General features: G+C 51.6%; 20 protein-coding genes. 14 read left to right on the forward strand and 6 right to left on the reverse strand.

Annotation, left to right across the window (positions count from 1 at the left end):
• Positions 1-56: 56 nt before the first annotated feature.
• The 4 genes from clpX to bolA all read right to left on the reverse strand — a co-directional run bounded on the left by clpX (position 57) and on the right by bolA (position 4,658).
• Positions 57-1,331, reverse strand: coding sequence for an ATP-dependent protease ATP-binding subunit ClpX (gene clpX / locus J1779_RS24435; RefSeq protein WP_056771083.1), 1,275 nt, complete (start codon positions 1,329-1,331; stop codon positions 57-59).
• A gap of 231 nt (positions 1,332-1,562) precedes the next feature.
• Positions 1,563-2,186 carry an ATP-dependent Clp endopeptidase proteolytic subunit ClpP gene (clpP, locus tag J1779_RS24440; RefSeq protein WP_056771081.1) on the reverse strand — a complete coding sequence of 208 codons (624 nt, stop codon included), beginning with the start codon at positions 2,184-2,186 and terminating at the stop codon, positions 1,563-1,565.
• 416 nt (positions 2,187-2,602) lie between these two features.
• On the reverse strand, positions 2,603-3,907 hold the full coding sequence (tig, locus tag J1779_RS24445; RefSeq protein WP_217204994.1) for a trigger factor: 1,305 nt from the start codon (positions 3,905-3,907) through the stop codon (positions 2,603-2,605).
• A gap of 436 nt (positions 3,908-4,343) precedes the next feature.
• Positions 4,344-4,658 carry a transcriptional regulator BolA gene (bolA, locus tag J1779_RS24450; RefSeq protein WP_056771073.1) on the reverse strand — a complete coding sequence of 105 codons (315 nt, stop codon included), beginning with the start codon at positions 4,656-4,658 and terminating at the stop codon, positions 4,344-4,346.
• Positions 4,659-5,000: 342 nt separating this feature from the next.
• Here bolA and J1779_RS24455 point away from each other — a divergent pair, with 342 nt between their 5' ends.
• The 9 genes from J1779_RS24455 to J1779_RS24495 all read left to right on the forward strand — a co-directional run bounded on the left by J1779_RS24455 (position 5,001) and on the right by J1779_RS24495 (position 15,441).
• On the forward strand, positions 5,001-5,579 hold the full coding sequence (locus J1779_RS24455; protein WP_056771066.1) for a lipoprotein: 579 nt from the start codon (positions 5,001-5,003) through the stop codon (positions 5,577-5,579).
• Positions 5,580-5,728: 149 nt separating this feature from the next.
• On the forward strand, positions 5,729-7,207 hold the full coding sequence (gene ampG, locus J1779_RS24460; RefSeq protein WP_217204995.1) for a muropeptide MFS transporter AmpG: 1,479 nt from the start codon (positions 5,729-5,731) through the stop codon (positions 7,205-7,207).
• 436 nt (positions 7,208-7,643) lie between these two features.
• Complete coding sequence (cyoA, locus tag J1779_RS24465; protein ID WP_056771061.1) at positions 7,644-8,603, forward strand: cytochrome o ubiquinol oxidase subunit II; 960 nt, start codon at positions 7,644-7,646, stop codon at positions 8,601-8,603.
• A gap of 3 nt (positions 8,604-8,606) precedes the next feature.
• A complete protein-coding gene (cyoB, locus tag J1779_RS24470; protein WP_056771058.1) occupies positions 8,607-10,598 on the forward strand; it encodes a cytochrome o ubiquinol oxidase subunit I in 1,992 nt (663 codons plus the stop codon).
• Positions 10,588-11,205 (forward strand): cytochrome o ubiquinol oxidase subunit III, encoded by a 618-nt coding sequence (locus tag J1779_RS24475; protein ID WP_056771054.1) that lies wholly within the window; start codon positions 10,588-10,590, stop codon positions 11,203-11,205. Before cyoB ends, J1779_RS24475 begins: the two co-directional genes overlap by 11 nt.
• Positions 11,202-11,534, forward strand: coding sequence for a cytochrome o ubiquinol oxidase subunit IV (locus tag J1779_RS24480; protein WP_056771051.1), 333 nt, complete (start codon positions 11,202-11,204; stop codon positions 11,532-11,534). Before J1779_RS24475 ends, J1779_RS24480 begins: the two co-directional genes overlap by 4 nt.
• Before the next feature lie 18 nt (positions 11,535-11,552).
• Positions 11,553-12,437, forward strand: coding sequence for a heme o synthase (cyoE, locus tag J1779_RS24485; RefSeq protein ID WP_056771048.1), 885 nt, complete (start codon positions 11,553-11,555; stop codon positions 12,435-12,437).
• A gap of 187 nt (positions 12,438-12,624) precedes the next feature.
• A complete protein-coding gene (locus J1779_RS24490) occupies positions 12,625-13,989 on the forward strand; it encodes an MFS transporter (RefSeq protein WP_162997858.1) in 1,365 nt (454 codons plus the stop codon).
• A gap of 153 nt (positions 13,990-14,142) precedes the next feature.
• The gene (locus tag J1779_RS24495) at positions 14,143-15,441 is read left to right on the forward strand and encodes a Gfo/Idh/MocA family protein (protein ID WP_217204996.1); all 1,299 of its coding nucleotides are present in this window, start codon (positions 14,143-14,145) and stop codon (positions 15,439-15,441) included.
• Between the two features lie 64 nt (positions 15,442-15,505).
• On the opposite strand, the gene J1779_RS24500 is transcribed toward J1779_RS24495, so the two are convergent.
• The gene (locus J1779_RS24500; protein ID WP_056771041.1) at positions 15,506-15,997 is read right to left on the reverse strand and encodes a YajQ family cyclic di-GMP-binding protein; all 492 of its coding nucleotides are present in this window, start codon (positions 15,995-15,997) and stop codon (positions 15,506-15,508) included.
• 241 nt (positions 15,998-16,238) lie between these two features.
• Here J1779_RS24500 and panE point away from each other — a divergent pair, with 241 nt between their 5' ends.
• Positions 16,239-17,150: a 2-dehydropantoate 2-reductase gene (gene panE, locus J1779_RS24505; RefSeq protein WP_056771038.1), complete on the forward strand. Its 912-nt coding sequence runs from the start codon at positions 16,239-16,241 to the stop codon at positions 17,148-17,150.
• Positions 17,113-17,721 (forward strand): protein deglycase YajL, encoded by a 609-nt coding sequence (gene yajL, locus J1779_RS24510; protein ID WP_122096012.1) that lies wholly within the window; start codon positions 17,113-17,115, stop codon positions 17,719-17,721. Before panE ends, yajL begins: the two co-directional genes overlap by 38 nt.
• Positions 17,722-17,788: 67 nt before the next feature.
• On the opposite strand, the gene thiI is transcribed toward yajL, so the two are convergent.
• A complete protein-coding gene (gene thiI, locus J1779_RS24515; RefSeq protein WP_056771033.1) occupies positions 17,789-19,237 on the reverse strand; it encodes a tRNA uracil 4-sulfurtransferase ThiI in 1,449 nt (482 codons plus the stop codon).
• Positions 19,238-19,527: 290 nt separating this feature from the next.
• Here thiI and xseB point away from each other — a divergent pair, with 290 nt between their 5' ends.
• Genes xseB through dxs form a run of 3 tightly spaced genes read left to right on the forward strand, consistent with a single transcriptional unit; the run spans position 19,528 to position 22,588 of the window.
• The gene (gene xseB / locus J1779_RS24520; protein ID WP_056771029.1) at positions 19,528-19,770 is read left to right on the forward strand and encodes an exodeoxyribonuclease VII small subunit; all 243 of its coding nucleotides are present in this window, start codon (positions 19,528-19,530) and stop codon (positions 19,768-19,770) included.
• 6 nt (positions 19,771-19,776) lie between these two features.
• The gene (ispA, locus tag J1779_RS24525; protein WP_056771026.1) at positions 19,777-20,706 is read left to right on the forward strand and encodes a (2E,6E)-farnesyl diphosphate synthase; all 930 of its coding nucleotides are present in this window, start codon (positions 19,777-19,779) and stop codon (positions 20,704-20,706) included.
• 19 nt (positions 20,707-20,725) lie between these two features.
• A complete protein-coding gene (gene dxs / locus J1779_RS24530) occupies positions 20,726-22,588 on the forward strand; it encodes a 1-deoxy-D-xylulose-5-phosphate synthase (protein ID WP_217204997.1) in 1,863 nt (620 codons plus the stop codon).
• The last annotated feature ends 98 nt before the right edge of the window (positions 22,589-22,686 follow it).

A 22,686-nucleotide genomic window follows, 5' to 3' on the forward strand; every position in this document is an offset into this window, starting at 1 on the left:
AAAATGGGGGACTAAATCCCCCATTTTGTGGCTAACTCTCTGGATAGTTTGGCTAATTATTCACCAGACGCTTGCTGCGCCTCGGGTTTGCCATAAATCATCAGAGGTTCTGACTGGCCCGCAATGACGGATTCATCAATCACCACTTTTTCCACATCGTCGAGCGACGGCAGATCATACATAGTATCCAGCAATGCGGCTTCAACGATTGAGCGCAGGCCACGGGCACCGGTTTTACGGTTCATGGCTTTTTTAGCAATCGCAATCAGCGCTTCATCGCGGAATTCCAGTTCAACGCCTTCCAGATTGAATAACGCCTGATATTGCTTAGTCAGGGCATTTTTCGGCTCTTTCAGAATTTGAATCAGTGCTTCTTCATTCAGTTCGCTCAGGGTTGCCACCACAGGCAGACGGCCAATGAACTCAGGGATCAGACCAAATTTGATCAAATCTTCCGGTTCAGCCTGTGCCAGCAACTGACCTTCAGTGGCTTTTTGCTCTTTGCCTTTAACTTCAGCACCAAAACCAATACCGGTACTGGTGTTGATACGTTGACCAATCACTTTATCCAGGCCTGCAAACGCACCACCACAGATAAAGAGGATTTTCGACGTATCAACTTGCAGGAATTCCTGCTGCGGGTGCTTGCGTCCGCCCTGCGGCGGCACAGCGGCAACCGTACCTTCAATCAGTTTCAGCAACGCTTGCTGAACACCTTCACCGGACACGTCACGTGTAATCGATGGGTTGTCAGACTTGCGGGAAATCTTGTCGATTTCGTCAATGTAAACAATACCGCGTTGCGCTTTCTGAACGTCGTAATCACATTTCTGCAGCAGCTTCTGAATGATGTTTTCAACATCTTCCCCCACGTAACCGGCTTCGGTCAGCGTGGTGGCATCGGCCATAGTGAATGGCACATCCAGGAAACGCGCCAGGGTTTCAGCCAGCAGCGTTTTACCGCTACCGGTAGGCCCGATCAGCAGAATGTTACTTTTGCCCAATTCGATACCATTGCTGGTGTCACCATTGCGCAAACGTTTGTAGTGGTTATACACCGCCACGGCCAACACTTTCTTCGCAGGTTCCTGACCGATAACGTAATCGTCAAGGTGCTGACGGATTTCGTGCGGCGTCGGTAAAGCACTGCGTTCGCGGTGTGGCGCGACTTCTTTAATCTCTTCGCGAATAATGTCATTACACAAATCGACACATTCATCGCAGATATACACTGACGGCCCGGCAATCAGCTTACGCACTTCATGCTGGCTTTTGCCGCAAAAAGAGCAGTACAGCAGCTTTCCTGAACCGTCTTTGCGCTTATCTGTCATCAGTAAACCTCTTCTCTAGTATCAGTCCCGCAGCGTTACAATAACACTGCGACACGACCATATTACACAACAGCCGCATGATGGCTGATGTCTGTTCATTCATGTTATGACTCACATCGGGCGGAAAAGTGTCATCAGTGATGTACTCTTTTTCCTTCACGGGAAAATATCCGCCCGGATAACCTCCGTATGAGTATAACTATAGACCATCAGCCCGGCACAATTGAGCCGTCAGGCGCGATGGGTAAATACGGAATCCACTAAACCGTACTGTACAGCCTCATCAGCAGACAGGAAACGGTCACGCTCTGTATCGCGCTCAATTTCTTCCAGTGTCTTGCCGGTATGTTTCGCCATCAGCTCATTCATACGGGATTTCACTTTCAGGATTTCTTTCGCATGGATCTCGATATCCGTCGCCTGCCCCTGGAAACCGCCCAGTGGCTGGTGGATCATCACGCGTGAGTTTGGCAGGCAGAAACGCTTACCTTCCGCACCCGCAGTCAACAGGAACGCACCCATTGAACAAGCCTGACCCATACAAATTGTGCTGACGTCCGGCTTGATGAACTGCATGGTGTCATAAATCGACATCCCGGCAGTGATCACGCCACCCGGCGAGTTGATGTAAAGGTAGATGTCTTTTTCCGGGCTTTCTGCTTCCAGAAACAGCATCTGGGCAACAATCAGGTTAGCCATATGGTCTTCGACCTGGCCGGTCAGGAAGATGATGCGTTCCTTAAGCAGACGGGAGAAGATGTCGTATGAACGCTCGCCCCGTGAAGTTTGCTCAACCACCATGGGTACCAACGCCATGTTTGGTGCAAATTGCTCTCTTTCACCACTGTATGACATAACCGTCTCCTAATAGATTCTGTTTGGCGCTATTTAAAACCGATTCTACTTGAGATAGACACACATGACTATGCTCAAGCGGCCAAGTCGCCATTTACACGCCTGACGGTCGTTATCAGTCAGATTCTGACTACAAATTTACCTAAGTTCGTGTTTATCAATTGGGGGATTTAGGCCCCTTTTTCAAGCCTGCCGTGATAATTCTTTTCTTTCTCCCCCAAATTGCACCGTTCACATCACTGTTGCTGATGACTATCGAACGTTTCTACGTAGGTTGTGCCTTATAGAGCTAAATATAGTGCAAAAACAACAGTCAAAACAAAAATACCTGATTTTTGGCAAATAAAAAGCCCGCAGTGAAAACTGCGGGCTTCAGGAGGTGAATCTGCGGACAGATTCAGCAACGTGCAATAAAATTATGCAGGTTGAGTCTGGTTCATCAGCTCGGTAAAGGTAGTGGCTTTTTCAGTCACTTTCGCTTTAGACAACAGAGTTTCGACCGCTTGTTCTTCCAGCGCGACGTTACGCATGTTGTTCATCAGCTCTTTGTTTTTGCTGTAGAACTCAACAACTTCCTGTGGATCTTCGTACGCAGAAGCCATTTCTTCGATCAGCGCTTTAACGCGATCTTCGTCAGCTTTCAGTTCGTGCTGGCTGATCACTTCGCCCAGCAGCAGACCGACAACAACGCGACGTTTGGCTTGCTCTTCGAACAACTCGCGTGGCAATTCCAGCGCTTGTTTTTCGTTGCCACCAAAACGCTGTGCAGCCTGGCGACGCAGAACGTCAACTTCGCCGTCGATCAGTGCCGCTGGCACGTCGATTTCGTTAGCGCTGACCAGACCGTCGATTGCCTGAGTTTTGATGCGGTTACGAACAGCACCTTTCAGCTCACGTTCCATATTTTTACGCACTTCAGCACGCAGACCGTCAACAGAACCATCAGCCACGCCGAAACGTTTGATGAATTCTGGGGTCAGTTCTGGCAGCTCACGCTCTTCAACTTTCTTCAGGGTAATAAAGAACTTAGCCGCTTTACCTTTCAGATTTTCAGCGTGGTAATCTTCCGGGAAGTTCACGTCAATCGTGAATTCTTCACCGGCTTTATGACCAACCAGACCTTCTTCGAAGCCTGGGATCATGCGGCCCTGGCCCATAGCCAGTACGAAATCAGAGGCTTTGCCGCCTTCGAAATCTTCGCCGTCGATAGAACCGGAGAAATCTACAGTAACGCGGTCTTCTGCGGTGACTGCTGCATCCGTTTCTTTCCAGTCAGCTTGTTGCTTACGCAGAGTTTCCAGCATGGTATCAACATCAGCGTCGTTAACTTCAACAACAGGTTTTTCAACTTCGATGTTTTCCAGATCTTTCAGCTCAACTTCCGGGTACACTTCGAATTCTACGGAGAAGTTGAAGTCTTCACCCTGCTTGTACTCACCCGGGATGTAGTTAGGTGCGCCAGCTGGATTGATTTTTTCTTTGATGATTGCATCAACAAAGTTGCGTTGCATCAGATCACCCAGTACGTCCTGACGTACTGACGCGCCATAACGCTGTTCGATGATGTGGCTTGGTACTTTGCCTTTACGGAAGCCGTCAATACGTACTTTTTTAGAGACGTTGATCAGTTCACTGCTCACTGCTTTTTCAATGCTTTCAGCAGGAACAGTAATCGTTACGCGGCGCCCAAGGCCTTGAGTGGTTTCAACAGAAACTTGCATCTTGTTACCTCAAAAAAAAATCACAGTGCTCGGTCAACTCCAGAAGTCGTTCTCAAGATGAGCGCAAACTTACCTTGAAAACGACTTCTAAGAACCGGGACAGTTCTGTATCAGAACGTAGCCCTGTATTCGAGAGCGTCCGAAACCATTCCGGAAAAATTAGACGCGACATTATAGCGACGCAGACGCATTGAGTCGAGGACGGTGTCTGTTGCACGGGAGGGAAACTCACACGGGAACTCGATCCTTCGAAAAATGCGGTCGATGCAGAGGCGAAAACTGCCCTTATCGTCTGCCGGTCGTAAGAAAAACAAAAACGGCCCGCGGGCCGTTTCATGAAATTCGCATCTACTAATACCGCATCTGACAAGGAAAGTTCCAGTGATACTGCGTCAAACGACGATATTTATGCCTTTTGTGAATCAGATCGCGACGATCAGGCCATTGTTCCGGCACCACGACACGGCGGCGATGCCGGTACCGTGTCCTGTAACCCTTCCCATTCTTTACGGGTGTAGGTGTGTAATGCCAGCGCATGGACGCTGCCTGCGAGTTCTTCGGTTAAGTGACCGTAAATAGCCCGGTGCCGCGCCAGAAAACGCTCTCCCAGGAATTTATCGGACACCATAACGACTTTAAAATGGCTTTCTGAGCCTGCCGGTACATTATGACGATAGCTTTCGTCAGTCACTTCCAGAAACGAGGGCTCGAATGCCTCAGCCAATTTTGCTTCTATTTGCTCACGAATCATCGCTATCTCCTTACACCGCATCAGCAGAGAACTGCGCCCGTCGGGTTCCCTTCAGTAACATTCCTTCACTTTCATTCCCTACCCTTAAAGAATAGGCTGTTTTCCGACGTCCACGTTAATCACATTAAAAAATTTATAAGAATGATTGATAAAAACGGCGCTCAGTCTGTCAAAGAAATCGCGGCTTCGCCACGCATGAAGTTCGTAATCCGCTTTCCTGATGAAAAAAAACGCTAAAAAATCGCTTTTCCAGATTGTTGGGACTTCCACCCGCAAATGGCAATGTTATGATGTCGGCATATTTTTGAGCACTATTCCCTTATAAATATTGAGAAAACACACATGTTAAAGAAAATCATTTTTCCCGTTCTGGCGATGCTGATGCTGGCAGGTTGCGCCACCAGCACCAACACGCTGGACGTGTCGCCGAAAATTGTTCTGCCTTCGCAGGATCCAACGCTTCAGGGCATCACCATCAGCATCAACGGCGCTGACCAGCGTCAGGATCAGGCACTGGCGAAAGTGAACCGTGACGGCCAGCTGATTTCCCTGACACCTTCCCGCGATCTGCGTTTCCTGTTGCAGGAATCTCTGGAAAAACAAATGACTGCCCGTGGTTACATGATCGGTGCTGATGGCGCAGTCGATCTGCAAATCGTGGTGAACAACCTGTATGCAGACGTGCAGGAAGGCAACCTGCGTTACAACATCACCACGAAAGCAGACATCTCCATCATTGCTACCGCGAAAAACGGCAGCAAGCAGGTGAAGAACTACCGCTCGACGTACAATGTTCAGGGAGCACTGTCAGCCACCAACGCGAAGATCACCAACGCGGTGAATACCACGCTGGGCGATGTCATCAGCGACATGGCGTCAGACACCAGCATCAGCGATTTCATCAAAGCTAACGCACGCTAAGCTTCGGTTGATCTCTGTGCAATCCATTCTGCCCGGCGAGTCCGGGCAGAATGCTTTATAAAGTCAGTGAATTTTCTCCCCGATAATCATCCCTTCCTTTATTATGCCCATGCGCCACTCTTTCACCGGTCCGCAGGAACATACTTTTCATGATCAGTCAGTACTTTAAGATTTTCACACAGCGAAATACCCTCATTTTACTTCTGCTGGGCTTTGCCTCCGGTTTGCCGCTGGCGCTGACCTCTGGCACCTTGCAGGCGTGGATGACGGTCGAGAATGTCGACCTGAAAACAATCGGTGTTTTTTCGCTGGTCGGTCAGGCGTACGTGTTCAAATTCCTGTGGTCGCCGATGATGGATCGCTACACGCCCTCTTTTCTCGGGCGTCGGCGCGGCTGGCTGGTACTGACGCAACTGCTGCTGGTGGTGGCCATTTTTGCGATGGGCTTTATGGATCCTTCAAAAGATCTCTTCTGGCTGGCGGCCCTGGCGGTTTTGATTGCTTTTGCCTCGGCATCCCAGGACATCGTCTTCGATGCCTATAAGACGGATTTATTGCCTGCGCAAGAGCGCGGAAACGGTGCGGCGGTGTCGGTGCTGGGCTACAGGCTGGCGATGCTGGTGTCCGGCGGGCTGGCATTATGGCTGGCCGATCGTTATCTCGGCTGGCAGCACATGTACTGGTTGATGGCCGCCCTGATGCTGTGCGGCGTATTGGCTACGCTGATGGCGCCGGAGCCTGAAAATTCACAGCCCGCACCGCGCACCATGGAAATGGCCGTGGTGGCGCCGTTAAAAGACTTTTTTGGCCGTAACAATGCCTGGCTTATTTTACTGCTGATCGTGATGTACAAAATGGGCGATGCGTTTGCAGGCAGCCTGAGTACCACATTTTTGATCCGCGGCGTGGGATTTAACGCCGGAGAGGTCGGGCTTATTAACAAGTCGCTGGGGCTTCTGGCGACAATCATCGGTGCCCTGTTAGGCGGAATGCTGATGCAGCGTCTGAGCCTGTTCCGCGCGCTGATGCTTTTTGGGATTTTACAGGCCGTCTCGAATGCGGGTTACTGGATCCTCGCTGTCACCGATAAGCATCTGTATTCAATGGGCGCGGCGATTTTCTTCGAAAATCTGTGCGGCGGCATGGGCACTGCGGCATTCGTCGCGTTACTGATGACGTTGTGCAACCGCTCCTTCTCCGCCACGCAGTTTGCGCTACTTTCCGCTCTTTCTGCCGTGGGCCGTGTTTATGTCGGTCCGATTGCCGGCTGGTTTGTTGAAGCCTACGGCTGGCCGTGGTTTTACCTGTTCTCTATCGTGGCTGCCGTACCCGGCTTGCTGCTGCTGGCAGTCTGCCGCAACACGCTGGAATACACGCAGAAAACCGACAGTTTCCTGCCGCGGATCCATTTTGGCACGCCGTATCGCTGGGCGTTGCGTTGCATGATTGTTGGCAGTTCGATGTTGGGTTTTTGGCTGATAACGCTGATAATCAACAGCCTGGGCTGGGCATCGTGGCCATCGCTGACGATACGGCTTCTGGAAACCGGCGCGCTGATCTGTCTGGTGGGGATTGTTCTTGGTAGCCTGCTCGATTTCCTCTCCCTGCGCCGCACTGACCGGGCATGATTTTCCCGCCATTCATTTTCAAAATGAATGGCGGATTTGATTTAACAATCCATCTATAAATATTGCTCAACAATTTACCGCCAAAAAAAATAATATTCTCAGTTCTATTTTTTCCGTCACGCATTTCATGCTTTTTATTTCACCTGAAATCTACATTAATTTAACATTAATTAAACCTTACGGCCGGATAATCAGTGAGAATAATATTTACAAATTCCGTCACCCCTTGTTTTTCATCACTATAGAAAAAAATCTATACGCAACATATTGTTGCCCACTGTGAATTGTCACGATCCGTGACATGTGTGACTGCGTTAACATAAAGTGTCAACAGCGCTTTGACACTTGTTTAAGCGTGTTTACAGTCCTGCAACCTTCCCGTAAAATGCCCGCACACCTGAAGCGACAATAGAGCCCTAGTTATTGAGGTCGTTAGATGAGACTTAAGAAATACAATAAAAGTATTGGGATGTTGTCCTTATTTGCCTCCGCGTTAATGTTAAGCGGTTGCAATACGGCATTGATGGATCCCAAGGGAGCAATTGGACTTGAACAGAGAACGCTGATTTTGACGGCGATCGGTTTAATGCTGATCGTTGTTATTCCAGTTATTATCATGGCGTTTGCGTTTGCCTGGAAGTACCGTGCTTCCAATACAAAAGCAACCTACAGTCCTAACTGGTCACACTCCAACAAAATTGAAGCCGTCGTCTGGACTGTTCCAATTATTATCATTGCCATTCTGGCAACGATTACCTGGAAGACCACCCATGCGCTTGATCCGTTCAAGCCAATCGTATCTGACCAAAAACCGATGACGGTAGAAGTCGTTTCTCTGGACTGGAAATGGTTGTTCATTTATCCGGAACAGGGCATCGCCACTGTTAACGAACTGGTTATCCCGAAAGACGTGCCTGTTCAATTCAAAGTCACTTCAGACTCTGTCATGAACTCGTTCTTTATTCCTCAGTTAGGCGGACAGATTTACGCGATGGCCGGTATGCAGACTCAGTTGCATTTGATTGCAAATGAAGCCGGTACCTACAAAGGCATCTCGTCAAACTTCAGTGGCCGTGGTTTCTCTGGCATGAAGTTCAACACAATTGCGACCCCAACCCGTGGCGATTTCGACACCTGGGTAGCGAAAGTGAAAAGTGCACCGAACCAACTGGCAACCACTGATGACTTCAACAAACTGGCAGCACAGAGCATCGACAACCCGGTCGAATACTTCTCTGTAGCAAAACCGGGTCTGTTCAAAGAAATCATTGGCAAATACTCCATGCATGACATGAAGGCAGCGCCAGAAGGTCATACCATGCCAATGCCAGCCGGCAGTGACATGAAAGGCATGGATATGGGTGGACAGTCTCACGCAGCCGGAGCCGAGGAATAAACGATGTTCGGAAAATTAACGCTTGATTCGGTTCCGTATCATGAACCGATTATCATGGTCACCGTTGCCGCAATCATTTTGGGCGGTCTGGCAGTCGTTGCCGCGCTGACCTATTTCGGCAAGTGGAAGTACCTGTGGACCGAGTGGATCACCTCCGTCGACCACAAAAAATTAGGTATCATGTATATCATTCTGGCCTTCGTCATGCTGTTGCGTGGCTTTGCCGATGCCATCATGATGCGTAGCCAGCAGGTGCTCGCGTCTGCGGGAGAACCTGGCTTCCTGCCTCCTCACCACTACGACCAAATCTTTACCGCGCACGGCGTGATCATGATTTTCTTCATGGCGATGCCTTTCGTTATCGGTTTGATGAACGTAGTCGTTCCTTTACAGATCGGTGCGCGCGACGTTGCGTTCCCGTTCCTGAACAACGTCAGCTTCTGGTTCACCGCTGCCGCTGTGGTATTGATCAACATCTCTCTGGGTGTCGGTGAGTTCGCACAGACCGGTTGGTTGGCCTATCCGCCGTTGTCTGGTAAGGAATACAGTCCGGGAGTGGGGGTCGATTATTGGATATGGAGTCTACAGATATCCGGTATTGGTACCTTGCTGACCGGTGTTAACTTCTTTGCGACCATCCTGAAGATGCGCGCACCGGGTATGCCGCTGATGAAAATGCCGGTATTTACCTGGGCCGCACTGTGCACCAACGTGTTGATTATCGTGTCTTTCCCGATTCTGACCGTGACTGTTGCACTGCTGACGCTGGACCGTTATCTGGGCACCCATTTCTTCACGAATGATATGGGCGGCAACATGATGATGTACATCAACCTGATTTGGGCCTGGGGCCATCCGGAAGTGTACATTTTGGTTCTGCCAGTATTTGGTGTGTTCTCTGAAGTCACGGCAACATTCTCCAAAAAACGTCTGTTCGGTTACACCTCACTGGTATGGGCAACCATCGCCATCACCGTGTTGTCGTTCGTCGTTTGGTTGCACCACTTCTTCACCATGGGTTCAGGCGCTAACGTCAATGCCTTCTTCGGCATCATGACGATGATCATTTCCATCCCTACCGGGGTGAAAATCTTCAACTGGCTGTTCACCATGTACCAGGGTCGTATCACGCTGAATGCGGCGATGCTGTGGACCGTTGGCTTTATCGTCACCTTCTCTGTGGGCGGTATGACCGGCGTTCTGTTGGCGGTTCCGGGTGCTGACTTCGTGTTGCACAACAGCCTGTTCCTGATTGCTCACTTCCACAACGTTATCATCGGTGGTGTGGTCTTCGGTTGCTTCGCAGGTCTGACTTACTGGTTCCCTAAATCCTTCGGCTTCACGCTGAATGAGAAATGGGGCGTGCGTTCATTCTGGTTCTGGATCATCGGTTTCTTCGTTGCATTCATGCCGCTGTACGTTCTGGGCTTCATGGGTATGACCCGTCGCGTCAGCCAGAATATCGATCCTGAGTTCCACACGCTGCTGGTTATTGCGGCATGCGGTGCGGCGCTGATTGCTATCGGTATCCTGTGCCAGCTGATCATGATCTTCGTTTCCGTTCGCGACCGCGACCAGAACCGTGATCTGACCGGTGACCCGTGGGATGCACGTACTCTGGAATGGTCAACCTCTTCTCCTCCTCCGTTCTATAACTTCGCTATCGTGCCGCAAATTCACGACCGCGATGAGTTCTGGGACATGAAAGAGAAAGGCAACGCGTACAAGCAACCTGCAAAATATGAACAAATTCATATGCCACGTAACAGCGGCGCAGGCTTCATCATCGCTATGTTGAGTCTGGTTTGCGGTTTCGCATTAATCTGGGATATCTGGTGGCTGGCAGCATTAAGCTTCCTGGCTCTGGTGGTTTCCTGGATTGTGAAAAGCTTCGACGAAGATGTTGATTACTACGTATCAGCTGAAGAAGTCGAACGTATTGAGAATCTACATCATGAACAAATCCGTAAAGCAGGTGTGAAACATGGCAACTGATACCCTGACTAACCACGACGCAGCCCATGCAGAGCATGGGCACCACGACGCGGGCGAGACCAAAGTCTTTGGCTTCTGGATCTACCTGATGAGTGACTGCGTACTGTTTGCGAGCTTGTTCGCAACTTACGCGGTACTGGTGCACGGGACTGCGGGTGGACCGACTGGTAAAGATATTTTTGAACTGCCGTTCGTTCTGGTAGAAACCTTCTTCCTGCTGTTCAGTAGTATTACTTACGGCATGGCGATGTTGGGCATGAACAAGGGCAGCGTCAAAGCGGTCAATGGTTGGTTGTTCCTGACCTTCCTGTTCGGTCTTGGCTTCATCTGCATGGAAGTTTACGAATTCCATCACCTGATCAAAGAAGGTTATGGCCCGGATCGCAGTGGTTTCCTGTCAGCCTTCTTTGCGCTGGTCGCCACCCACGGGATCCACGTAACCTGCGGTCTTATCTGGATCATCGTGATGATGGTACAGGTGAGCCGTCGTGGTCTGAACGCCGTTAACCAAACCCGTCTGATGTGTCTGAGCCTGTTCTGGCACTTCCTGGACGTTGTCTGGATCTGTGTATTCACCGTTGTTTATCTGATGGGGGTATTAGCATGAGTCATTCTGCCACTTCCCACGGCGGCGCAAGCCACGGCAGCGTGAAGTCATACCTGATTGGCTTCATCCTGTCAGTGATCCTGACGGTTATCCCGTTTGCTATGGTCATGAGCGATACTGCTTCGCATTCACTGATCATTGGCACCGTGGTTGCATCCGCGGTCATCCAGATCGTTGTCCATCTGGTGTTCTTCCTGCACTTAAGCACTGCATCGGAAGCGCGCTGGAATCTGGTGGCATTTCTGTTCACCGCTGTGATTATCTTTATCGTCGTTGTGGGCTCATTGTGGATTATGTATAACCTCAACCTCAATATGATGGTCAGTTAAAGAGCCGAGCTGCACGTGATGATTAAGCAATACCTGCAAGTAACGAAACCAGGAATTATTTTCGGCAACTTAATTTCTGTCATCGGGGGATTTCTCCTTGCTGCCAAAGGCAACATCGACTTCCCACTCTTTCTCGCCACTTTGGTGGGCGTTTCGCTGGTCGTCGCATCGGGTTGTGTATTTAACAACTTCATCGACCGCGACATCGACCGGATCATGGAAAGAACGAAGAACAGGGCCCTGGTAAAAGGACTTATTCCGCCGAAAACAACCCTGGTTTACGCCACTATTCTGGGTATTGTGGGCTTTGCGTTGTTGTATATCGGTGCCAACCCGCTGGCCATGTGGCTGGCGGTGATGGGCTTTGTGATTTATGTCGGCGTTTACAGCCTGTACATGAAACGCAATTCGGTCTACGGCACGTTGATTGGCAGCTTGTCTGGCGCGGCGCCACCGGTCATTGGTTACTGTGCCGTTTCCGGCCAGTTCGATACCGGTGCGTTGATCCTGCTTCTGATTTTCAGCCTGTGGCAGATGCCGCACTCGTACGCGATTGCCATCTTCCGCTTTAAAGATTATCAGGCTGCAGGCATCCCGGTTCTGCCGGTTGTGAAAGGCATTTCCGTCGCCAAGCATCATATTACCGTCTACATTCTGGCGTTTATGATTGCCACGCTGATGCTGACCCTGAGCGGCTACGCAGGGTATAAATACCTGATCGTCGCCGGTGCGGTGAGCGTCTGGTGGCTGGGCATGGCATTAAAAGGTTACAAAGCGGAGAACGATGTGGTCTGGGCGAGAAAGCTGTTTGGCTTCTCTATCATCACCATCATGTCGCTGAGTTTCATGATGTCTGTGGATTTCAGTTCAACACCGACGTCGATGTTAACCTACGTTTGGTAACATGAGCTGTTAGCCTGACGCGCTGTCATTCATTCCGATAATCAGCACACTGAAAGGCCAGTAGCGATACTGGCCTTTTCTTTTATTCTGACGGAAAGCAAACCCGTAATATCTGCTAAAGATCCATCGTTTTACCCTAACTCGCCAAAAGCACTACAATGCACGATTGTTATTTTGAGGTAGTAATGTGAACGATAACCAGATGACCCCGCAGGAAAGTCGGGCAACATGGGGACTAGGGACAGTTTTTTCTTTACGCATGCTTGGCATGTTCATGGTGTTACCCGTCCTGACCACCTACGGTATGGCGTTATCCGGTGCCAGCGAAACGCTGATCGGCATCGCAATCGGTATTTATGGTCTGGCACAAGCCGTATTCCAGATCCCGTTTGGGTTGATGTCTGACCGCGTTGGCCGTAAACCACTGATCGTCTTTGGTTTGATCATCTTCTGTATCGGCAGCATCGTGGCTGCTTCCACCGATTCTATCTGGGGCGTGATCATCGGTCGTGCCCTGCAAGGTTCCGGCGCCATCGCCGCCGCCGTGATGGCGTTATTGTCAGATCTGACCCGCGAGCAGAACCGCACCAAAGCGATGGCGTTTATCGGCATCAGCTTCGGTGTGACCTTTGCGATTGCCATGGTTCTCGGGCCTGTCATCACTCACGCCTGGGGCTTACACGCGTTATTCTGGGCGATCGCCGGTCTGACGCTGGTCGCCATCCTCATCACTGTCGCCGTAGTCCCCTCCCCTGCCACCCATATTCTGAACCGGGAATCGAGTATGGTGAAAGGCAGCTTCAGCAAAGTGCTCAACAACCCGAAACTGCTGAAACTGAATTTCGGCATTTTGTGTTTGCACATCCTGCTGATGTCGAGCTTCGTGGTATTACCGCAAGTGATGGAGCACGCTGGTTTCCCGCCGGCTGAACATTGGCGTGTGTATCTGGTCACCATGCTGACGTCGTTTGTTGCGGTGATCCCGGTGATTATTTATGCCGAGAAAAAGCGCCATATGAAGCAAGTCTTTATGGGCTGTGTGGCCGTATTGTTACTGGCTGAGCTGGTACTGTGGTCGGCGGGCCTGCATTTATGGGTCGTCATCGCGGGTATCCAGCTGTTCTTCCTGGCGTTTAATGTCATGGAAGCCATTCTGCCCTCGCTTATCAGTAAAGAATCTCCGGCCGGGTACAAAGGTACGGCGATGGGGCTGTATTCCACCAGCCAGTTTATCGGCGTGGCGATTGGCGGGAGTTTAGGCGGATATGTTTATGGTAACGCCGGTGCCGACGCGGTCTTTCTGCTGTGTGCGGCTATTGCCGTGGTCTGGCTGCTGGTCAGCGCAACCATGACCGAGCCGCCGTATGTCAGCAGCCTGCGTATCACGCTTTCTGAGCTGGCCGTAAAAGACTCCGCCCTGCAGGCGCGCATTCTGGCCCAGCCAGGCGTGGCCGAGGCCGTTGTGGTCCCGGAAGAATTCAGCGCCTACGTGAAAGTCGATACCAAACAGACCAACCGTAAAGCGCTCGAACAACTGGTCAGCGCCGCCTGAGATCAAACGCTGTGCTAAAAAATGGCACAGCGTTTCATTTTCCTCCCCCCTTGTGACTTTCCTCACTTAAAAATTTTCCTCAATCATTATCCTCAAGAATTCCTTAACAAAATTTTGTCAGTGATGACGGCTTTCGGGCCTTTTGAGGATCTCATGAAAACCTATGCTTTAGTTGGCACCGGCGGACGCTCGGGTTTATACATTGAAGCGATCACCGGTAAATACCGCCACAACGCAAAGTTTGTGGCCTTCTTTGACACCAATCAGACCCGCATGGACTATGCCAATCAGCAACTGGTGCAGAATGACATCGCGCCGGTTCCGACCTGGAAAGCCGCGGATTTTGGCGACATGCTCACGGAAACCAAACCCGACATCGTGATTGTCACCAGTATGGATCGCACCCATGATGATTATATTGTCCGCGCCCTGCATGCCGGTTGTGATGTGATCACCGAAAAGCCGATGACCATTGATGAAAATCGTGCGCTGCGCATTCTCGATGCCGTCGATGCCACCGGTTATCAGGTGCGGGTGGCCTTTAACTACCGCTACGCGCCGCATCACAGCAAAATCCGCGAACTGCTGATGCAGGACACCATCGGCGACGTGCTGTCTGTGCATTTCGAATGGCTGCTCAACACCGAACACGGCGCTGATTACTTCCGCCGCTGGCACCGTGACAAACGCAATTCCGGGGGCCTGCTGGTGCACAAATCTACGCATCACTTTGATCTGATGAATTTCTGGCTCAACAGTACGCCGGAGAAAGTCTATGCCCAGGGTGACTTGCGTTTTTACGGCAAAGAGAACGCCGAGAAGCGCGGCGTGACAGAATTTTATCCCCGCGCTCACGGCTATCCGCAGGCACAGAACGATCCCTTTGCGCTGCACATGGAAAACAACGCCCAGCTCAAAGCGCTGTATCTGGATGCTGAACATGAAGATCACTATTTCCGCGATCAGAGCGTGTTCAGTGACGGTATCAACATTGAAGATACATTGTCGGTGCTGGTGAAATATCAGAACAAAGTCCAGCTCACGTATGCGCTGAACGCGTATCTGCCATGGGAAGGGTTGAACGTGGTGTTTAACGGCACTCAGGGGCGCATCGAAATGAAAATCGTTGAGATGTCCTATGTCAATGCGGGCGGTAAACGCGAAAACGAAGGCAGTATCGAGAAGGCCGAAATCACTGTTTATCCGCTATTTGCTGAGCCGTGGAAGGCACAATTCCAGCTGGGAGAAGGCGGCCATGGCGGCGGCGATAATGCCATGCTGGAAGATCTGTTCGGCGAACGCAGAGAGGATCCGCTAAAGCGCGCTGCCGATCACCGTGCTGGCGCGATGTCGATCCTGACCGGGATAGCCGGAAACTTGTCGATGCAATATGACAAACCGATTTACTTCAAAGATTTCGAACTGGTGAAAAGACTGCGCGATCGCAAGTAACGGATCATAAAAAAGGGACGCTTAACTCAAGCGTCCCTTTTCATTTGCCCCTACAAAAAGGCCATTAATCTCTGAAGTTTTTAAACTGGAACGGTTGTCCGAGATCACCGTTACGCACCAGCGCCATGACGGCCTGCAAGTCATCACGCGCTTTACCGGTGACACGCACTTCATCACCCTGAACCTGCGCCTGCACTTTAATCTTGCTGTCTTTAATCAGTTTGACGAGTTTCTTCGCCAGGGCGGATTCAATTCCGGAATGCAGTTTCGCTTCAACGCTGTACGTTTTACCGCTGTGCTCCATTTGCTCAGGAATTTCCAGCGCCCCGCCTTCAATGCCACGTTTGGCTAACTTCTCACGCAGAATATCGACCAGCTGGTTTACCTGAAAATCTGATTCGCTGGCGACTTTGATGCTCTCGTTTTTTTCATTGAGATCAAAGCTGGCAGGAATGTTGCGGAAATCCCAGCGGGTTTGCAGCTCACGGCTGGCATTTTCCACGGCGTTGCGCACTTCCTGCATGTCGATTTCGGAAACAATGTCAAAAGACGGCATAATCGCTTCTCCCTGTAGTTTTTTGTATTGCACGTTATATGGCGTGCATAATACCGCCTTCAACCGTCGATGCCAAACGACAGCACAGCACCGAACATAAAATGCCCCGATGGTCAAAAAGTGCAGGTGAAAATGTGATCTACAGCACGAATGTCTATACTAATAAGATAACCGGACAGCAGAATATTCTTTCAACAACCGATTACCACGGCGTATTTCGCCGCATCACCCAGGAGGCACAATGAAAATAACAGTATTAGGTTGCGGTGCACTGGGACAACTTTGGCTATCAGCGCTTTATCAGCAAGGTCACGACGTTCAGGGGTGGATCCGCATTCCTCAACCTTTCTGCGCAGTAAACGTCATTTCTCCTGATGGCACGGCGTTTAACCGCAACATGCCAACCAACGATCCGCAGCATCTGGCACAAAGCGAACTGCTGCTGGTAACGCTGAAAGCCTGGCAGGTTTCCGGCGCGGTCAGTGCGCTGATGCCGATGCTCAATGATAATTGTACCCTGCTGTTGTTGCATAACGGCATGGGGACAGTGGATGAATTGCCCGCCAATCGTTTTGCTATTTTACAGGGCGCCACCACGCACGCTGCCCGACACGAAGGCAATGCGATTATGCACGTTGCTGCGGGAACGACACACATCGGCCCGGTGACGCCGCGCGGTGCAGCGCTGAGTTCACTGGCAGATACGTTACATGACGCCCTGCCGGACGTCGCCTGGCACGATAATATCAGGCCATCACTGTGGAATAAGCTGGCAGTCAACTGCGTGATCAATCCGCTGACGGCGCTGCATGAATGCACCAACGGCGATTTGATCGGTTATCCTCAACAGATCGAGCAAATCTGTCAGGAAGTGGCGCAGGTCATGGCGATCGAAGGTTATGAGATCCACAGTGAGTCGTTACTGAGTTTTGTTTATCAGGTGATCGACACCACGGCGGCCAATCACTCTTCGATGTTGCAGGATATACAGCATCAGCGTCACACCGAAATTGATTACATTACCGGTTACGTGCTGCGCCGTGGTCGCAAACATGGGCTGAGCCTGCCTGTAAACACCCGGATATTTGAACACATTAAAAGAAAGGAAAACGACTATGAGCGCATCAGTTCTGGTCTGCCTGGCACCTGGTAGCGAAGAGATTGAAGCGGTAACCACCATTGATTTGCTGGTTCGTGCGGGAATTAACGTGACGACCGCCAGCGTGGCGGGCGACGGCAGTCTGGAAATTCGCTGCTCGCGCGGGGTAAGAATTTTGGCCGACGTTGCGCTGGTAGACGTCGCAGACGACGATTTTGACGCGATCGTTCTGCCGGGTGGCCTCGGTGGTGCGACCTGTTTCAGCGAAAGCCCGCTGCTGGTGGAGAAAGTTCGTCAGATGCACATCAGCGGAAACATTGTGGCAGCGATCTGCGCGGCGCCCGCGCTGGTTCTGGAATATCACGATCTGTTCCCGGTCGGCAACATGACCGGTTTCCCCGGTCTGCGGGATAAAATTGATCCGATAAAATGGTCAGATCGCCGGGTGATTTTCGATCCACGTGTCAATCTGCTGACCAGCCAGGGGCCAGGCACATCGATGGAATTCGCCCTGAAGATTATCGATCTGCTGCTGGGGAAAACCAAAGCAGCTGAAATCGCCGCGCAGCTGGTGCTGTCACCGGGAATGTATAATTACACCGACGAAGGCGCCCGGGAATCCTGATCGGATAGCGGCAAACAAAAAGGGGCTCAGCCATGCTGAACCCCTTTTTTACATCGGGAATGCTGAACTAGGGACGATACACTTTCACATTATTAAAGCCCTGTTCTTTCAGATACAGCGCCTGTAAACGGCTCATCACGCCGCGATCGCAATACAGCAAATAGGTTTTGCTCTGATCCAAATCGCCAAACTGCGTCGCCAGTTTATAGAACGCCAGCGCCTTCACTTCGACATTTTCCAGCGCCAGCGGATCCGCATCCACTTCATCCGGTGCGCGAACGTCCAGCACGATATCCGTGGAAACAAACTCAGCGACGGTTTCCACTTCCGGCACTTCCTGAGCAGCCTGCTCAGCAATTTCACGGATGTCACAGTTACGCGCTTCACTGACCACTTTATCGAGGATGGCAAAATTGAACATCGCCTCTTCCGCTTCGATTTTGGCTTTCACCGCTTTCACCGTCGGGCTTTTCGAAATCACACCGCAATATTCCGGCATGGTTTTGGCGAAATCTTCAGTACCAATTTCACGGGCAATCTTGATGATGTGTTCTTTATCGTGCGAAATCAGCGGACGCAGGATCAGGGTATCAGAAACGTTGTCGATCAAACGCAGGTTGGTCAGCGTCTGGCTGGAAACCTGTCCCAGTGCTTCACCGGTCACCAGCGCCTGAACGCCATAACGCTCCGCGATAGAAGACGCTGCACGCACCATCATTCGTTTCAGCACGACGCCCATCTGGCCGTCTTCGATTTTTTCGAGGATCTCACCGACCACCGGCTCAAAATCAATAGCGATAAAACGCACGCGGTGCGAGCTGCCAAAACGATTCCACAGGTAATGAGCCACCTGTTTCACGCCGATTTCATGCGCCGCGCCGCCAAGGTTAAAGAAGCAATAATGCACACGACAGCCACGACGCATCAGCATATAACTGGATACGCCGGAGTCGAAACCGCCAGAAATGAGTGACATCACGTCTTCCTGCGTACCGATAGGATAACCGCCCTGACCTTCGAGACGGTTCTTCACCAGCACCAGTTTATCGTCGTTGATTTCCAGTTTCACCGTCACTTCCGGCGAGGTCAGGTTGACACGCGCAGACTCAATGTGTTGGTTCAGGCCGCCGCCCACGTAACGTTCTACGTCGCCGGAGCTGAAATCATGCTTGCCGCGACGTTTAACACGTACGCAGAAAGTTTTGCCTTCGACTTCAGAACGATAGGCTTCGAGTGCCTGTTCGAAAATATTGTGAACGTCTGTGTAAGGGCGGTCTTCCACTTCTTCGACATAGCGGATGCCCGGAATGCGGCAAAGCAATTCCTGGATAAGATCGTGTTTACTTTCGTCTTTGCTGCGAACTTCGATATGATCCCAGTGGCGAACGACTGCCAGTGTCTCATCATGCGGTCGCACAATGTTGCGAATGCTGCTTGAGAGGATCTTAATGAAGCGCAAACGCACAGATTGGCTCTTGATGGTGATTTCAGGGAACAATTTAATGATAAACTTCATGGCAGTCTTTTGTTAGCAGGTTAAAAAACGGGGTAGTAAGTCGCTGAATAAGGATCTAGGATCCTATTATTGCTAAGCCTTATGCTTGTTTGTGAAACATAAGTTTTGTGCCACATTGGGCTTAGCAATAAACTCAGCGGCGCAGAGTATATCACTTTTAATGGATATTCTGCGCGCAAAACCAAACAGCAGTGCCATGCTTAACGGGAATGTCTCCCGGAGCTGAGAGCCGACCCTGCCGTCTCAGCACTCTGGTCATCGATTCTGATCAACGATATTGAAAGAGAATTATGCCGAAAAAATCTGCACCACCCGCCAATTTCGAAACTGCTCTGGCCGACCTGGAACAGATCGTTTCACGCCTCGAATCAGGCGAATTGCCTTTAGAAGAGGCGCTGAATGAATTCGAGCAAGGCGTCCAGCTGGCGCGTCAGGGACAGCAAAAGCTGCAACAGGCCGAACAGCGTGTACAAATTCTGCTCGACAGCGATGAAGATGCACCGCTGACACCTTTCACACCGGAAGCAGAGTAACGGTTTATGTCTGAAGCGATTTCTCTTTCTCCGGCTGGCGAGTTTTCACGTGAACTTCGCGCGATGCAACAACGCGTGGATGGCGTACTGACCGCTTACATTGACGCCCTGCCGCTGGCTGATTTACCGCTGGTTGAAGCCATGCGCTACGGTGCACTGCTCGGCGGCAAACGGATGCGACCTTATCTGGTGTATGCCACCGGTCAGCTATTCGGGCTGGATTTGAAAAATCTTGATGCGCCCGCTGCTGCGGTCGAATGCATCCACGCCTATTCGCTGATCCATGACGATCTGCCCGCAATGGATGACGACGATCTGCGTCGCGGCCAGCCAACCTGCCACATCAAGTTTGGCGAAGCGAATGCCATTCTGGCAGGCGATGCCCTGCAAACGCTGGCGTTCTCTGTCTTAACCGACGGGGAAATGGCGGACGTGGCGGTCAAAGATCGTTTGTCGATGGTATCCGAGCTCGCAGGCGCCAGCGGTGCCAGCGGCATGTGTGGCGGACAAGCACTGGATCTGGCCGCAGAAGGCCAACAGATAAGCCTCGACGCTCTGGAAAAAATACACCGTCATAAAACCGGTGCGCTGATCCGCGCTGCGGTGCGCATGGGTGCTCTGGCCGCCGGTGACACCGGACGCGCCGTATTGCCTATACTGGATACCTATGCACAGGCGATTGGCCTGGCGTTTCAGGTTCAGGACGACATCCTTGATGTCATCGGAGATACCGCCACGCTGGGTAAGCGCCAGGGTGCAGATCAACAACTCGGTAAAAGCACTTACCCTGCCCTGCTGGGGCTCGACGGCGCAAAGGCCAAGGCCATGGACCTGTATCAGGAAGCCGTTTCCGCACTGGACCAGCTCGCTGCGCTTTCTTACAACACAGCGCCACTTCTCGCGTTAGCCAGCTTCGTTATTGAGCGCGATAATTAATACTTACTATGAGCAACTGATGAGTCTTGAATTAGCCAAATACCCGACACTGGCGCTGGCGGAGAATCCTGAAGATCTCCGTTCACTTCCTAAAGAGAGCCTGCCCAGGCTCTGCGACGAACTGCGCCAGTATTTACTGGCCAGCGTCAGCCAGTCCAGCGGGCACTTCGCGTCCGGTCTGGGAACGGTTGAACTGACCGTCGCCATGCATTATGTCTACAACACGCCGTTTGACCACGTCGTCTGGGATGTAGGCCATCAGGCCTATCCTCACAAAATTCTTACCGGACGCCGTGACCGGATTTCCACCATCCGTCAGAAAGGCGGTCTGCACCCGTTCCCGTGGCGCGGTGAAAGCGAATACGACACGCTTTCCGTCGGACATTCCTCGACCTCCATCAGCGCCGGTTTGGGCATGGCCGTTGCCGCCGAACGCGAAGGTAAAAACCGTCGCACCGTCTGCGTGATTGGTGACGGCGCAATCACCGCCGGTATGGCATTCGAAGCCATGAACCACGCCGGTGATATTAAGCCCGATATGCTGGTGATCCTTAACGACAATGAAATGTCGATTTCAGAAAACGTCGGCGCGCTGAATAATCATCTCGCGCAATTGTTGTCGGGTAAGTTGTATTCCCATCTGCGCGAAGGCGGCAAGAAAGTCCTTTCCGGCATCCCGCCGATCAAAGAACTGGTGCGCCGTACCGAAGAACATCTGAAAGGTATGATGGTGCCGGGCACGCTGTTTGAAGAGCTGGGCTTTAACTATATCGGACCGGTGGACGGTCACGACGTGGTGGCGCTGGTGCAAACGCTGAAAAACATGCGCGATCTGAAAGGTCCGCAGTTGCTGCACATCATGACGAAAAAAGGCAAAGGCTACGCGCCGGCCGAGAAAGATCCGATCGGCTGGCACGCGGTGCCAAAATTCGATCCGGCTTCCGGCATTTTGCCTAAAGGCAAAGAAGGCCTGCCAACGTATTCGAAAATCTTTGGCGACTGGCTGTGTGAGACTGCCGCCAAAGACAGCAAACTGATGGCCGTGACGCCTGCGATGCGCGAAGGCTCCGGCATGGTGCGCTTCTCCCGCGAGTATCCGCAGCAGTATTTCGACGTTGCCATCGCCGAACAGCATGCCGTGACGTTTGCCGCCGGGCTTGCGATTGGCGGCTACAAACCGATCGTCGCGATCTACTCGACTTTCCTGCAACGGGCGTACGATCAGGTGATCCACGATGTGGCGATCCAAAATCTTCCGGTGCTGTTTGCTATCGATCGCGGCGGTATCGTCGGTGCCGACGGCCAGACCCATCAGGGTGCATTTGACCTGTCATTCCTGCGCTGCATTCCGAATATGATCATCATGACGCCAAGCGATGAAAACGAATGCCGCCAGATGTTGCATACCGGCTATCATCACAACAGCGGCCCGGTGGCCGTGCGTTATCCGCGCGGCAGCGGCACTGGTGCAACCTGCGAACCGCTGGCATCCCTGCCGTTGGGCAAAGGTGTTGTGCGTCGCGAAGGTGAAAAAGTGGCGATCCTGAACTTTGGTACGTTGCTGCCGGATGCGCTGGAAGCGGCTGAGAAACGTAATGCCACCGTCGTGGATATGCGCTTTGTTAAACCGCTCGACGAAGTACTGATTCTCGAACTGGCGGCAAGCCATGAAGTGCTGGTGACGCTGGAAGAAAACGCCATCATGGGTGGCGCAGGCAGCGGTGTGAATGAGCTGCTGATGGCAAAACGCATGTTAGTGCCGGTATTGAATATCGGTCTGGCGGACCACTTTGTGCCACAGGGCACACAAGACGAAATCCGTCATGATGTCGGGCTTGATGCCGAAGGTATTGACCGTCAAATCACCGACTGGCTGGCCTGATCATTTCCCCTCTTTCGCCTGAAAGAGGGGTTTCTTTCCCCACATCCTCCTGTCTTCCCCAATCCCGCCATTCTGTGAGCTACAGTTAAGCATGCTAA

It is taken from the genome of Rahnella rivi, from assembly GCF_019049655.1.
In the GTDB taxonomy this organism is placed as follows: Bacteria; Pseudomonadota; Gammaproteobacteria; order Enterobacterales; family Enterobacteriaceae; genus Rahnella; species Rahnella rivi.